Below are 14715 nucleotides of genomic sequence, written 5' to 3' on the forward strand. Positions count from 1 at the left end.
AAAATCACAATGATTTTCGGGTTAAGGATTTTGAGTTAATCTTTAGACTAGTCCACATTATCATGTAAGAAAGAATTGTTAGAACGCAACTGCACATCATCGTTGCTATCCGTTCCTATAGACATTCTTGAGTTTGTATCGGTATTCGTAGTATTTGACAAATCTAAACCAAGCCTTTTATAGGCTGGTTCTTTTTCCATTTCTTCAATTTTTGAAGGATTGTTATGGAATTTATAATTGAATTCTTTTAATTTCTTTCTTCTATCGTCTGCTCTGTGTTTCAAGGTTTCCTCGATAGTCATTTCGACTGGCGAAATATCTTCAAAATGGCTTACAATTGAAGTTGGTTTTTCGGTAGTTTCCACTTTCATTGTTAACTTCAACTCTTCAGCGATTGGCTCTTCAACAATAGCTGCAGCCACTGGTTTTGAATTCAACAAGTCATTTTCTAACTCCATATATTCCTCCAAAGAATACTTGATAATTCCTTCTTCGTTAAGTTCGGTCATTGGCACAAATTGTACTGGCTGATTCACTTCAATATCATTTGGAGATTCAGACAAATCAAAAACGATTCTGCTTTCTTCTACAGCTTCAATTTTTTCAATGTCCGCAACCCTTTCAAAAGTTGGCATTGCCGGCATATCGAAAGTAAAAGTGATTTGTTCTTCTTCAACCTGAACTTGTTTCAGGTTCTCATCGATAACTGGGGCAACAACTTTCATTTGCTTCACCTGTTCGCTAACGCTCGAGTCTTTAACCTCTGGAGTTGTTACTTTGAAATCGATATCATTTATTGGTGAAATGATTTCAAAAGTCACGTCAAGGTTTCTGATAAAATGATTCATAGCAATCAATTCGTTTTCGTCGATAGAAGTTATGGCCGCAGGATTTAGCTGCACCTGTACGCTTTCGCTCGAGTCATCTTCGATTAACTCGAAAATAATTTTTTCTTCTTTTACCTTAGTATCAATCGCTTGGAAAACTTCAACTGGTTTTTGCGTCAAATCACGCTCTAATTTATGTTCACCATCTAATGAGTGAATTATTTTCTTAGCTTCTGTATTTACAATTCCGTTTTGCTGCTCTACATTAAAACCAGTAGCAATAATAGTAACCGCAATAGCTTCACCTAGTGTTTCATCTTCTCCAACACCCATAATAATATTAGCACCGTGTCCGGCTTCTGATTGAATATGGTCATTGATTTCTCCAATTTCGTCAATAGTAATTTCACTAGAACCTGAAACGATAAGCAACAATACGTTTTTGGCTCCTGAGATTTTATTATCATCCAATAATGGAGAATCTAAAGCTGAAATAATAGCTTCTTTTGCACGATTTTCACCAGTTGCAGTAGAAGAACCCATGATTGCTGAACCACTATTGGATAATACTGTTTTAGCATCTTTTAAATCAATATTTTGAGTATAATGGTGCGTAATTACCTCCGCAATTCCGCGTGAAGCAGTAGCCAAAACTTCGTCAGCTTTTGAAAACCCGGCTTTAAAACCTAAATTTCCGTATACTTCTCTCAATTTATTGTTATTGATAACAATCAAAGAATCTACTTGTTTTCTTAACTTTTCAACGCCTAACAATGCTTGTTCATACCGCACTTTTCCTTCAAATTGAAACGGTTTTGTGACAATTCCAACGGTAAGAATGCCTCTTTCTTTGGCCAATTGAGCGATTACTGGAGCAGCTCCGGTTCCGGTTCCGCCTCCCATTCCTGCTGTTATGAAAACCATTTTTGTATTGGTATCCAACATTTTTTCGATGTCGCCAATACTTTCTATGGCTGATTGCTGACCAACATCAGGGTTTGCACCAGCTCCAAGTCCTTCTGTTAAGGAAACTCCTAATTGAATTTTATTAGGTACTGGACTATTTTGAAGTGCTTGTGAGTCGGTATTACAAACAATAAAATCAACGCCTTTGATTCCTTGTTTGAACATGTGATTGATAGCGTTACTTCCGCCGCCACCAACTCCGATTACTTTAATCACATTTGATTGATTTTTTGGTAAATCAAATGAGATGTTTCCAAATTCTGAGTTGCTTATCATACTTCTTGGTTTTATTAGGTATTATATATTCTAAATTCTGTTTTTATCTTCCAGTGCCTTCTGATCACCAACCTGTCTGCCGAAAGGCAGGAAAATGACCAATCATCACTTTTACTCAGCGTTATCTAAAAAATCTTTAATCTTTTCCACATAACGGTCAAAAAATGATCTTTTAATTTTGTTTTCAGTAGTTTCTGTTTCAAGATTAATTTCTTCTTCTATGGCATCGGAGACCGTTTCCATTTTTTCTTCCACTATTGTTTGTTGAAAAACAACCTGTCTCGGAGCTTCGACTATAACTTCTTTTAATTCAATTTTATAAGCGCTATTCGAATTGTTTTCGATACTGTTCATTACTAATCCAACTGCTGTTGCAAATAATGGACTTGAAATTTCTTCGCTTGAATTGCCTGCCAAATGTTCGTTGGGATACCCAATTCTCGTATCCATTCCGGTGATGTATTCGACCAACTGTTTGATGTGTTTCAATTGTGAACCTCCGCCAGTCAATACAATTCCGGCAATCAGTTTCTTGCGTGGGTCTTCATGTCCGTACGCTTTTATTTCGGTGAAAACCTGCTCAATAATCTCAACTACACGAGCATGAATAATCTTAGACAAGTTTTTTAATGAAATCTCTTTTGGGTCTCTTCCGCGTAATCCTGGAATCGAAACGATTTCGTTGTCTTTATTTTCACCAGGCCATGCTGAACCAAATTTTGTTTTTAATAATTCGGCTTGTTTTTCAATGATTGAACAACCTTCTTTGATGTCATCTGTAATCACGTTTCCACCAAAAGGAACTACAGCGGTATGACGAATAATTCCATCTTTAAAAATGGCTAAATCTGTTGTTCCTCCGCCAATATCAATCAAAGCAACACCAGCTTCTTTTTCTTCCTGGCTCAACACTGCATCAGCCGAAGCTAAAGGTTCTAAAGTCAATCCAGATAATTCAATTCCTGAACTCTGAATACATCGTCCCACGTTTCTGATAGAGGATGCCTGACCAACAACCACATGAAAGCTCGCTTCCAATCTTCCACCGTACATTCCGATTGGCTCTTTAATTTCAGATTGCCCGTCAATTTTAAATTCTTGTGGTAATACATGAATAATTTCTTCTCCAGGAAGCATTGCCAATTTATTTACTTGATCAATTAACAATTGAATATCTCTTCCGCTTATTACTTCTTCAGGATTGGTTCTAATCACATAATCTGTATGCTGAATGCTTCGAATGTGTTGCCCAGCAATACCAACCACGACATCGTTAATTTTATAGCCTGAGTTTGCTTCTGCCTCAATAACTGCTTGCTGAATTGATTGTATGGTTTGAGTAATATTATTCACAACGCCACGAGCCACACCTAGACTTTTGGATTTTCCAACACCCAAAATTTCCAACTTGCCATACTCATTCTTCTTGCCAATCATGGCAACAATCTTGGTTGTTCCAATGTCTAATCCTACTGCAATATTCTCTTTTTCCATAATCTTCTATTTAATGCAAACTACTTGCTTAGTAAACTTCAGGTTAATCCTTTTGTATTTTTTCAAGGTACTATCCGAAACTGCCTTCTGAAAAAATGCTTTATAATTTCTAAATTTCTTCTCAATGTTAATAGTCCGCCCGAAATCAATTTGAAAATCATAATTTCTGTTCGCCATAATCAAGCTACCGTTAGGCAAAACTTGCATACCGATGATATTTTTTTTCAAAAAATCATCTTCATTAATTATCCTTAGAACTTGAGATAATTTTTCCTTCTTAACTACTGTAATTTCCCCCGATAGTAGTGGCACTCTCGCTGAATAATTATCTGATAACGGCATCTTATTTCCCTCATTGTCAATGTAAAAAGAACCCGACTCATCAAACACTCTTCCTACTGGTGTTTTTTGCTTCACCACCGCTTTTAAAACACCATCAACACTGACAAAAACATCTGCTTTTTGGATTAATTCTTGTTTGTCGACAGAAGCTTCCAATTTCTTCAAATCTAAATCAACTTTATTGATTGTTTTTAGGTCTTGATTTTTTTCTATTAACAATTTATTAACCATTTCAGACTTCAAAAAAAGTACATTTTCTCCCACAAAAACAACCTCTGTTTTCTTGATTTTGCGCATCGCATTTCGATAAGAAGTGAACGAAAACAGGAAGATAACGACTGCAATCATCAATGCTAATCGAATATTTGTCCAAGTGAAAATTTTCATAACAACCCTTGTTTAATGTTAGGAACTAATTCACCAATATCACCTGCCCCGATTGTTACAATTATTTTGGCTTTACTTGCTAAAATTGACGGAATTACATCGCTTTTTGAAACTAATTTTTTACTTGAATTTTCTATTTTTGAAAGCAGCCAACTTGAAGAAATTCCCTCCATGGGTAATTCTCGTGCTGGATAGATATCTAATAATAAAATCTCGTCAAATTGTGATAAACTTTTGGCAAAATCGTCTGCAAAATCTTTAGTCCTGCTGAATAAATGTGGTTGAAAAATTGCTAATACTTTTTCATTTGGATACAACTCTCGAACCGCTTGATGTACCGCATTAATTTCAGTTGGATGATGAGCATAATCATCAATGTATACCAAATTATCTGTTTTAATTTGATACGAAAATCTACGCTGAATTCCTTTAAATGATGCCAGGGCTCTAGCAATGGACTCGGTCGGGGTACCATAAGTCTTAGCCATCGCTAAAGCCATCAAGGCATTCATTAAATTGTGTCTTCCAGGCAAACCAAATTTTAAATTATCGATTGTTTCAGACTGCGTTTGCACATCAAAAACATAATAACCATTTTCAATTCGGATATTAAACGCTTTGAAAGTGGCGTTTTCATTTATTCCGATGGTTAATCCTTCTAACGGCAATCCTTTTGGAACAAACATTTTGTTTTTATCTTCAACTTTATCCGCAAACTCTCTAAAAGATTCTTCAATCGCAGTGGCATCTCCATAAATATCCAAGTGGTCGGCATCCATTGAAGTCACACAGGCAATATTTGGATGCAATTGCAAAAACGAACGGTCAAATTCGTCTGCTTCTACTACAGTTACTGTTTTACCTTCACCGATTAAATTGGAATTATAATTCTCTACAATGCCACCTATAAAAGCAGTAACATCAGCTCCGCTCTCATATAAAATGTGTCCAAGAATACTTGATGTTGTGGTCTTCCCGTGTGTTCCGGCAACGGCAAAACAAAAAGTATCTTTAGTAATAATGCCCAAAACTTCCGCCCGTTTCTTGACTACGTAATCTCTTTCTATAAAATAATTCCATTCTGAATGTGTTATTGGAACTGCCGGTGTGATAATCACCAAAGTATTTTCGACATAAAAATCAGTTGGAATTAAGCTAATAGCATCTTCAAAATGAATTGACATGCCGCCTTTAATTAATTCCTCTGTGAGCATGGTTGGCGTTTTGTCGTAACCTGCAACATTCTTGCCAATGTTCTGGAAATAACGAGCCAAGGCACTCATTCCGATGCCACCAATTCCGATGAAATAGACGTTATGTATTTGGTTTAGGTTCATTTGCCTCACCCCCAACCCCTCTCCAAAGGAGAGGGGAGCCGAAACGGAAAGGGATTTATTTTATTTGATTACTAATTTTACTAAAATGATTCATTATGGTTTTTATTTTGCTGCTAAGGCACAAAGGCGCAAAGTTTTTGATTTGTTATTTAATTAGTTTTATTATTTGTTCCACTATATCTTTTGTGGCATTTGGCTTTGCCAATTTTTTTATGTTTTGGCTTAATTCATGCTGTAAATTTTCATTAGAAATTAAATCAGTGAAAACTGTTTCAAATTTTTCATCCAACTCGGTTTCTTTTAGAAGGATTGCTCCTTTTTTATCGACAATTGCCTTAGCGTTTTTGGTTTGATGATCTTCGGCTACATTGGGTGATGGAATAAAAATAGTTGGTTTTCCTACCAAACATAACTCTGAGACCGATGATGCTCCTGCACGCGAAATCACAAAATCGGCAGCTGCATAAATCAAATCCATTCGGTCAATAAATGAAACTACAGTTACGAGTTGCGGGTTGTGGGTTTCGGGTTGCGCATTTTTTGAATTATACTTTTTATAGTCTTCATAATACAATTTGCCACATTGCCAAAATACCTGAACACCAGTTTTTACTAGAAAATCTAATTCTTTTTCAATTAATTGGTTTACTCTTCGGGCACCCAGACTACCGCCGAGAATTAATAGGGTTTTCTTTTTAGCATCCAATTTGAAATAGTTAATTCCTTCTTGTCTTTTCGTTTCAACATTCAATAAATCTTGACGCACAGGATTGCCGGTAAAAACAATTTTAGCTGCCGGAAAAAAGCGCTCTAAATTTTCATAGGCCACACAAATCGAATTGGCCTTTTTGCTCAACAAATTATTGGTAATTCCGGGATAGGAATTTTGCTCCTGAATTAGTGTTGGAATGTTCATACTATTTGCCATTTGCAATAATGGTCCGCTAGCAAATCCTCCTGTTCCTATTACAACATTGGGTTTGAATTGTTTAATTATTTTTCGAGCTTTCGCTAAACTGCTGATCAATTTCAATGGAAACATCAAATTTTGCATTGTAAGCTTTCGTTGTAAACCTGCAATCCAAAGTCCTTCAATTTTATAACCTGCTTGAGGAACTTTTTGCATTTCCATTTTGTCTTTAGCACCCACAAAAAGAAAATCAGCATCTGGAAAACGCAATTTTAATTCATTGGCAATAGCAATGGCTGGGTAGATATGTCCACCGGTTCCGCCGCCGCTTAATATGAATTTTAGTTTGCTCATTTTACTTTTTATTTAAAACAACATTCATCGGATTAGCAGCATCCACAATTGAAAAATCTTCCAACTCCGCTGCTTCGTCTTCCTTTAATTGTTTATCGATTAGCTTTTGTAAAGCATCCTCACGTTTTTGCTTTTCTGCTTGTTCTTCTGCTATTTCTTCATCTTTTTTGGTCACGCTTAAAATAATTCCAAGGGCGATACACGTCATCCAAATAGAACTTCCGCCACTACTAATTAATGGTAAGGTTTGTCCGGTTACGGGCAGCAATTCAACTGCAACAGCGATGTTGGTCAATGCCTGAAAAATAATGGGAAAACCCAATCCAACCACTACGAGTTTTCCGAAAAGCGAATTGGCTTTGTGTGCTGCTACTACAAATCGGAATAATAACAAAAGGTATAATCCTAAAACGCATAATCCACCAACTAATCCATATTCTTCTACAATAATGGCATAGATAAAATCGGAAGAAGATTGTGGCAAGAAGTTTTTTTGAACACTTTTTCCCGGTCCCAGACCATAAAGACCACCGGAGGCAATAGCGATTTTCGCTTTCTCTATTTGGTAATCATCTTCATCGGGTTTGTCACTAGTGAAATTATCTATTCGGCTAATCCAAGTATCTACGCGGTTTGGAAAAGCATCGGGAAACGCTTTGGCTACTAGGATGAAAAATGTTAATCCAATTATTCCGGCTCCGAGTATGATTCCGATATATTTCAACGGATATTTTCCAATGAAAACCAACATAATTACCATTGAGAATATTAAGGCTGCTGTAGAAAAATTAGCTGGAAGAATAAAAATTAACGTAACAAAAACAGGTGTCCATAATTCCCAAAGGGAGTTTTTAAACGTTATAGGCATTTCTCTTTTTTTAGACAAATAACGGGCAACAAAAACATACAATACAATTGATGCTAAAGTTGATGTTTGAAAGGTTATGCCTATAAAGGGAATCTGAATCCACCGACTCGCATTGGCACCATCTATAATAGTTCCTTTGAGCAATGTATAAATTAACAAGCCCCAAACAACAGGTAATAAAATTTTGGAAATGGTTTTAAAATAATGATACGGAACTTTATGCACCTTGTATAGAATAAAGAAACCAACCAATACTTGTGCAGCATGTTTAAGCAAATAGGTGAAAGCATTACCAGAACCATGACGCATGTAGGCCAAATTGCTACTTGCACTAAAAACAGGCATAAACGAAAATAGTGCCAACAAGACAACGAATGCCCAGATGACTTTATCTCCTTTTAAACTGTTTAGTAGTTCTTTCATTATGAATATGTTTTGGGTTGCGAGTTTCGGGTTTCGGGTTCAAGTGTAACTCGAAACCCGAAACTAGCATCTAAATTTTTACAAATTTTGTACGGCTGCTTTAAATTGATTTCCTCTGTCTTCATAGTTTTGAAATAAATCAAAACTGGCGCAAGCTGGTGACAATAAAACGGCATCTCCTTTTTCTGCAATATGTTTTGCAGTTATCACAGCATCACGCATATTGTTTACTTCAACCATCATATCAACTACATTACCAAAAGCATCAATAATTTTTTTATTGTCAACACCAAGACAAATTATGGCTTTCACTTTTTCTCTTACCAAAGACATTATTTCGCTGTAATCATTTCCTTTATCAACACCTCCAACGATCCAAACGGTTGGTGCGGTCATACTATCTAAAGCGAAAAATGTAGCATTTACATTGGTCGCTTTACTATCATTAATGTATTGCACATTCTGAATTTTAAGCACTTTTTCCAAACGATGCTCCACCCCTTGAAAATTGGACAAGCTCATACGAATGGTCTCCTTTCTGATTTTCATCAGTTGAGCAACCGATGTTGCCGCCATAGCGTTTTTCATATTGTGCTTTCCTTCTAGAGAAATTTCTCCAGTTTTCATTTCAAATTCCTCGTTGTTGATGATAATATCCATAGTGTCGTTTTTTATAAAGGCTCCGTTTTCAAATGTTTTTGTTAATGAAAAAGGAATTAATTGGGCTTTTGTTTTGTTTTGTTTTAACCATTCTGAAATGGCGCTGTCATCTGCATCATATATGAAGTAATCTTCTTCAGTTTGGTTCATCGTTATTCTAAATTTTGATGCGATATAGTTTTCATATTTATATTCGTATCGATCTAAATGATCTGGACTTATATTTGTTAGTATTGCTATATCTGGTCTGTATTTTATGTTTCCATCTAATTGAAAACTACTCAATTCTAATACATAATAATCGTACTTTTCTTCAGCTACTTGCCAGGCGAAACTTTTCCCTATATTCCCTCCTAATCCTACATTTAACCCACCTTCTTTTAGCAAATGATAGGTTAACATCGTTGTCGTTGTTTTACCATTGCTGCCTGTAATTCCGATTGTTTTTGCTGTTGTAAATGGCGCTGCAAATTCTATTTCTGAAATCACTGGAATTCCCTTTTCTATCAACTTTTTTACTATTGCTACTTTTTCGGGAATGCCTGGACTTTTCATAACCACATCTGCATTCAAAATCAGATTTTCTGTATGGGTTTCGTCTTCCCATTTAATTTCATAAAGTTTAAGAACTTCTCTATAGTTGTCCTTTATTCTTCCAAAGTCAGAAACAAAAACATCGTATCCTTGTTGCTTCCCTAAAATGGCTGTTCCAACACCGCTTTCCCCTCCACCAAGTATTACCAACCGTTGCATTATCTCAATTTTAAAGTCACAATAGAAACTATAGCCAATAAAATTGCCACAATCCAAAAACGCGTTACAATTTTACTTTCGTGATAGCCTTTCTTTTGATAGTGATGGTGTAATGGCGACATCAGGAAAATCCGTCTTCCTTCACCAAATCGTTTTTTGGTATATTTGAAATAAGAAACCTGCATGATAACCGATAAATTCTCTGCAAAAAAGATGGCACACAATACAGGCAATAACATTTCTTTTCTAACTGAAATAGCCAATACCGCAATGATTCCACCAATAGTCAAACTTCCTGTATCACCCATGAATACGGTCGCGGGATAGGAGTTATACCAAAGAAATCCGATTAAGGATCCGACAAAAGCGGCAATAAAAACCGTCATTTCTCCAGAATTTGGAATGTACATGATATTCAAATAATTGGACAAAATCATATTACCCGAAACGAAAGTGAAAATCGCAAGTGCGAGTACAGAAATAGCCGAAGTTCCCGCTGCCAATCCATCAATTCCATCAGTTAAATTCGCTCCATTTGAAACGGCAGTAATGATGAAAATTACGATGGGAATAAAGACCAACCATGCCCAATTTTCATACCCTTCACCTGTCCATTCGATGATTTTGGCATAATCTAGCTCATTGTTTTTTGTGAATGGAATTGTGGTTACTGTCGATTTAATTTCGGCTGGGGTTTCTGTAATTACATTTTCAGTTTGATTAAAAGATATTGGAGTTGCTGATCTTTCTCTGACAGTAACCGTTGGATTGAAATACAATACCGAACCTACAATTACCCCTAAACCAACCTGACCAATTACCTTAAAAATACCTTTTAAACCTTGTTTGTCCTTCTTGAAAATTTTGATATAATCATCAATAAACCCTATAGTTCCCATCCATAATGTGGTTACTATCAAAAGAATGATGTAAATATTATTTAATTTGGTTAACAACAAAACGGGAATCAAGGTAGCAACGATGATGATTAATCCACCCATTGTTGGCGTTCCTGCTTTTTGAGTTTGACCAGCTAATCCTAACTCTCTAACCGTTTCACCAACTTGTTGATTTCTCAAGAAAGTGATGATTTTCTTTCCATAAATGGTAGAAATCATCAGTGAAAGTATCAATGCTAAAGCGGAACGAAAAGTAATGTATTGGAAAACTCCTGCCCCAGGAATATCCATTGTTTTGTCTAGGTACTCAAATAAGTAGTATAACATATTTTATAGTTTCGGGTTGGGAGCTTCGGGTTGGGAGTTTAAACTTTAAACCCGCAACTCGGAACTTTACTTAATTATTTGTTCAGTTGTTCTAAAATTTCTTTTACAATTTTCATATCGTCAAAATCCTGTCGCACGCCGTTAATTTCTTGATAGGTTTCGTGCCCTTTTCCAGCAATTAGAATAATGTCATTTGTACTTGCCAACTGACAAGCAGTTTTTATGGCTTGTTTTCTATCAACAATTGACAATGTTTTTCTTTGATTTTGGAGTTCAACACCCGCTTCCATATCAGATATAATATCGATAGGATCTTCCGTTCTTGGATTATCAGATGTGATAATTACTTTATTACTCATAGACGTGGCAATGTTCGCCATAATTGGTCTTTTTGTTTTGTCTCTATCGCCACCACAACCTAAAACAGTTATCAATTGTTCGTTATTGGTTCGAATATCATTGATGGTTTTTAGTACATTCTCTAAAGCATCTGGAGTATGCGCATAATCGACAATAGCCGTGATTTTATCATTAGAAACGATAAATTGAAAACGACCAGAAACACTTTCTAATTCAGATAATAATCTTAAAGTTTCTAACTTATCCATTCCCAATTCTACTGCAGTACCATAAATAGCTAATAAATTATAGGCATTAAAAGTTCCTATTAAACGAACCCAAACTTCACTTTCGTTAATCTTTAGCAACAATCCAGATAGTTGGTTTTCTAAAATTTGTGCTTTGTAATCGGCGTAAGATTTTAGAGCATAGGTTAGTTTCCGTGCGACAGTATTTTGAATCATGACTAAACCATTCTTATCATCAATGTTGGTTAAAACAAAGGCGGACTTTGGTAAATGATCAAAAAAAGATTTTTTTACATCTCGATAATCCGCAAATGTTGGATGATAATCTAAGTGATCGTGTGACAAATTGGTAAAAACACCACCTGCAAAATGCAATGCTTCTGTTCTTTTTTGATGAACACCGTGTGAACTCACTTCCATGAAGCAATATTCAACACCTGCTTCGAACATTTCGGCCAAATAATAATTTATTGTCAATGAATCTGGAGTTGTGTGGGTAGCTTTATATTCTATACTATTAACCATGATTTTCACGGTTGACAATAAGCCCACTTTATACCCTGCTTTTTGAAATAATTGGTACAATAAAGAAGCGATGGTTGTTTTACCGTTAGTTCCTGTAATCCCAATTAGCTTTAAATTTTGTGATGGATTTCCATAATAATTCGCTGCCAAAAATGCTAGAGCCGAATTAGTGTCTTTTACTTGAATATAGGTAACTCCGGCGCTAATAATTTCTGGTAGTGTATCACAAACAATTACGGTAGCACCAAGATTAATCGCTTTCTCAATAAATTCATGCCCATTAGAAACAGTTCCTCTGATGGCGACAAAAACATCATTCTGAACTACTTTTCTAGAGTCGAATTCAATTTTATTGATAGACATTTCTGTCGAACCTTTAACCGCTTCGATAGCAACTTTATATAATATGTCTTTTAAAATAATCACGATAATTCGAGTATGATTGTTTTGTTTTTGTTTAATGATTCTCCAGCTGGAATCGATTGTTTTTTTACTTTACCAACGCCGATAACTTTTACTTTTAACTTTAAGTTTTCTAGCAGCGCCACCGCATCCATTCCGCTCATTCCTTTTAAGTTTGGAATAAACTTGATTTCTGACGATGCTTTTATACCGTATTGATTGTAAGCTAGTTCTTGTTTTTGTGTTTTCTTGTTTAGATTTTTTATTTCATTTGTTGATGGAGAATCGGTAAAAATCTTTTGGGCAATGCGTTTAAAAACAGGTCCGGCAACATCGGCACCATAATAATTATTGCCCGTAGTATTTGGTTTGTGAACCACAACAATGCAAGAATATTTAGGGTTATCTGCGGGAAAAAAACCAACGAAAGAGGAAATATAATGTTTGTCATTTCCACCATTTTTTCCATAATTGGCTTGCGCTGTTCCGGTTTTACCAGCCATAGAGAAATCTTTAGAATACAGTTTTGAACCTGTTCCTTTTTTAACTACATTCTGCAGAATGGCTTTCAATTTCTTGGTAGTTTCATCGGAGCAGATTTTAGAATTTATAACTTGCTTGTCGTATTTTTTGATGATTTTATTCCACTCTTTTATTTCAGAAACGAACTGTGGCTTAACCATTTCGCCATTATTGGCAATAGCATTATACAAAGTCAACGTTTGTAAAGGTGTTACAGAAACCCCATAGCCATAAGCCATCCATGGCAACGATATAGCACTCCAATGTTTATCACCAGGTTGTGGAATATAAGGTTTGCCTTCTCCTTGAAATGGTAATCCTAAAGGTTTATTTAAACCCATTTTGTCGATTCTGTCAACAAATTCTTTTGGGTTATTTTTATAATTTTCGTAAACGGCCTGAACCATAACAGTATTTGAAGAAACTTCAAATCCTTTTGCTAATGAAATACGACCCCAACCTCCTTCGTGAGAGTCTCTTACTTTTTTACCTTTAAAGGAAGGGTAACTTATTACTCCTCCTTTACAATCATAAACTTTACTAGTGTCAATTTTATGATCATCAAGCAAAGCAATCATATCCACCAATTTGAAAGTTGAACCAGGTTCGTGAGATTCTTTTATTGCATAATTTTCGGTTTCAAAATAAGTTGAATCGGTTTCTTTTAACTTCCCTAAATTGGAAATCGCTTTAATTTTTCCCGTTTTGGTTTCCATTACAACCACACAACCGTGTTCAGCTTTGAATTCTTTTATTTGTTTCAACAAAGCATGGTGCGCTATGTCTTGTATGTAAACGTCAATTGTAGAAATCACATCATAGCCATCTTGCGGATCCACTTCATTTACATCGCGAATAGGTTTCCATTGGCCTTTGGCGATTTTTTGTTTTAGGACTTTGCCATCTTTTCCGTTCAGGTATTTTCTAAACGACCATTCAATTCCTTTACCAACACGCATTCCATTTTCGTCAATACGATCGTAACCAATGGTTCTTTCAGCAATTTTCCCGATTGGATGTTCACGAACCGTTTCCTGTTCGGTAATCATTCCGCCTTTGTTCGCGCCCAAATTAAAAAGTGGGAAGCTTTTAATTTTGATATATTCGGTATAACTCAAATCACGTGCAATTAATAAATACCTGTTTTTATTGGTATGTGCTATACGCAATTGCGTGTGATAAAAAGAGCTTGGTTTGCCGAGCATTTTCGATAATGAATCGGATAATGGCTTCACATTTTTTTCGAAAGAATCTCCTTTTGGCGCCACAGCATCAAATCGTATGTTGTAATTCGGAATCGATGTTGCGAGCAAGCTACCGTCAGCAGAATAAATATTTCCTTTATTGGCTGGAATAATAAAGTTTCTTACGGTTCGTTCTTTCGCTAATTGTCTGTAGTAATCACCTTGAGACCATTGAATCTTGGTCAAATTGAAAGTGATTAATGCCGCCATTATAAAGATGCAGCATGCAACTAAATAAATTCGGTAAGAGATATGTTTATCTTCTACTGCCATAATTTTTGAAAGAAACTTTTTTCTACTGGTTTTTTTATTTTTATTTTTTGTGGAGGAACTGACGATGGGAAAATTTTTCTTTCTTCCATTTTTTCTGAAACAGTCGATTCCATTTTTAACTTCATTAACTCGGAGCGTTTGTCTACAAATTCTGACCTCAATTCTTTTACTTCATTGGTCAATTCGGTTATGCGAAAAACTTTTTGCTCAAAACGATGTGTATTAGCAATCATTAAGAGCGCTAGAATGAAAAGGAAAACTATAAAACGCCAGTTTCTAGTGGCATCTTCATTCACCAAAAACCTCGCTTTTAATATGCCGTATACGCCTTTTTTCATG

At 35.7% G+C, this 14715-nt stretch carries 11 protein-coding genes; all 11 read right to left on the reverse strand.

Annotated features, from left to right (window positions below):
* Positions 1-47: 47 nt before the first annotated feature.
* The 11 genes from ftsZ to ACIQ2L_RS00600 all read right to left on the reverse strand — a co-directional run bounded on the left by ftsZ (position 48) and on the right by ACIQ2L_RS00600 (position 14714).
* A complete protein-coding gene (ftsZ, locus tag ACIQ2L_RS00550) occupies positions 48-2069 on the reverse strand; it encodes a cell division protein FtsZ (RefSeq protein WP_396155394.1) in 2022 nt (673 codons plus the stop codon).
* A gap of 111 nt (positions 2070-2180) precedes the next feature.
* On the reverse strand, positions 2181-3563 hold the full coding sequence (gene ftsA / locus ACIQ2L_RS00555; protein ID WP_396155395.1) for a cell division protein FtsA: 1383 nt from the start codon (positions 3561-3563) through the stop codon (positions 2181-2183).
* A gap of 6 nt (positions 3564-3569) precedes the next feature.
* Positions 3570-4292, reverse strand: coding sequence for a cell division protein FtsQ/DivIB (locus tag ACIQ2L_RS00560; RefSeq protein ID WP_396155397.1), 723 nt, complete (start codon positions 4290-4292; stop codon positions 3570-3572).
* Positions 4289-5629 carry a UDP-N-acetylmuramate--L-alanine ligase gene (gene murC, locus ACIQ2L_RS00565; RefSeq protein ID WP_396155399.1) on the reverse strand — a complete coding sequence of 447 codons (1341 nt, stop codon included), beginning with the start codon at positions 5627-5629 and terminating at the stop codon, positions 4289-4291. The genes ACIQ2L_RS00560 and murC overlap by 4 nt, the downstream gene beginning before the upstream one ends.
* Before the next feature lie 145 nt (positions 5630-5774).
* Positions 5775-6893 (reverse strand): undecaprenyldiphospho-muramoylpentapeptide beta-N-acetylglucosaminyltransferase, encoded by a 1119-nt coding sequence (murG, locus tag ACIQ2L_RS00570; RefSeq protein WP_396155400.1) that lies wholly within the window; start codon positions 6891-6893, stop codon positions 5775-5777.
* A gap of 1 nt (position 6894) precedes the next feature.
* Entirely contained in the window at positions 6895-8184 is a 1290-nt protein-coding gene (locus ACIQ2L_RS00575) for an FtsW/RodA/SpoVE family cell cycle protein (RefSeq protein WP_396155402.1), read from the reverse strand.
* A gap of 78 nt (positions 8185-8262) precedes the next feature.
* A complete protein-coding gene (gene murD, locus ACIQ2L_RS00580) occupies positions 8263-9597 on the reverse strand; it encodes a UDP-N-acetylmuramoyl-L-alanine--D-glutamate ligase (RefSeq protein ID WP_396155404.1) in 1335 nt (444 codons plus the stop codon).
* Entirely contained in the window at positions 9597-10823 is a 1227-nt protein-coding gene (mraY, locus tag ACIQ2L_RS00585) for a phospho-N-acetylmuramoyl-pentapeptide-transferase (protein ID WP_396155405.1), read from the reverse strand. Before mraY ends, murD begins: the two co-directional genes overlap by 1 nt.
* Positions 10824-10897: 74 nt before the next feature.
* Complete coding sequence (locus tag ACIQ2L_RS00590) at positions 10898-12361, reverse strand: UDP-N-acetylmuramoyl-L-alanyl-D-glutamate--2,6-diaminopimelate ligase (RefSeq protein ID WP_396155407.1); 1464 nt, start codon at positions 12359-12361, stop codon at positions 10898-10900.
* The gene (locus tag ACIQ2L_RS00595) at positions 12358-14376 is read right to left on the reverse strand and encodes a penicillin-binding protein (protein WP_396155408.1); all 2019 of its coding nucleotides are present in this window, start codon (positions 14374-14376) and stop codon (positions 12358-12360) included. Before ACIQ2L_RS00595 ends, ACIQ2L_RS00590 begins: the two co-directional genes overlap by 4 nt.
* A complete protein-coding gene (locus ACIQ2L_RS00600) occupies positions 14367-14714 on the reverse strand; it encodes an FtsL-like putative cell division protein (protein WP_396155410.1) in 348 nt (115 codons plus the stop codon). Before ACIQ2L_RS00600 ends, ACIQ2L_RS00595 begins: the two co-directional genes overlap by 10 nt.
* Between the last annotated feature and the right edge of the window lies 1 nt (position 14715).

It is taken from the genome of Flavobacterium sp. (assembly GCF_044369455.1).
In the GTDB taxonomy this organism is placed as follows: domain Bacteria; phylum Bacteroidota; class Bacteroidia; order Flavobacteriales; family Flavobacteriaceae; genus Flavobacterium.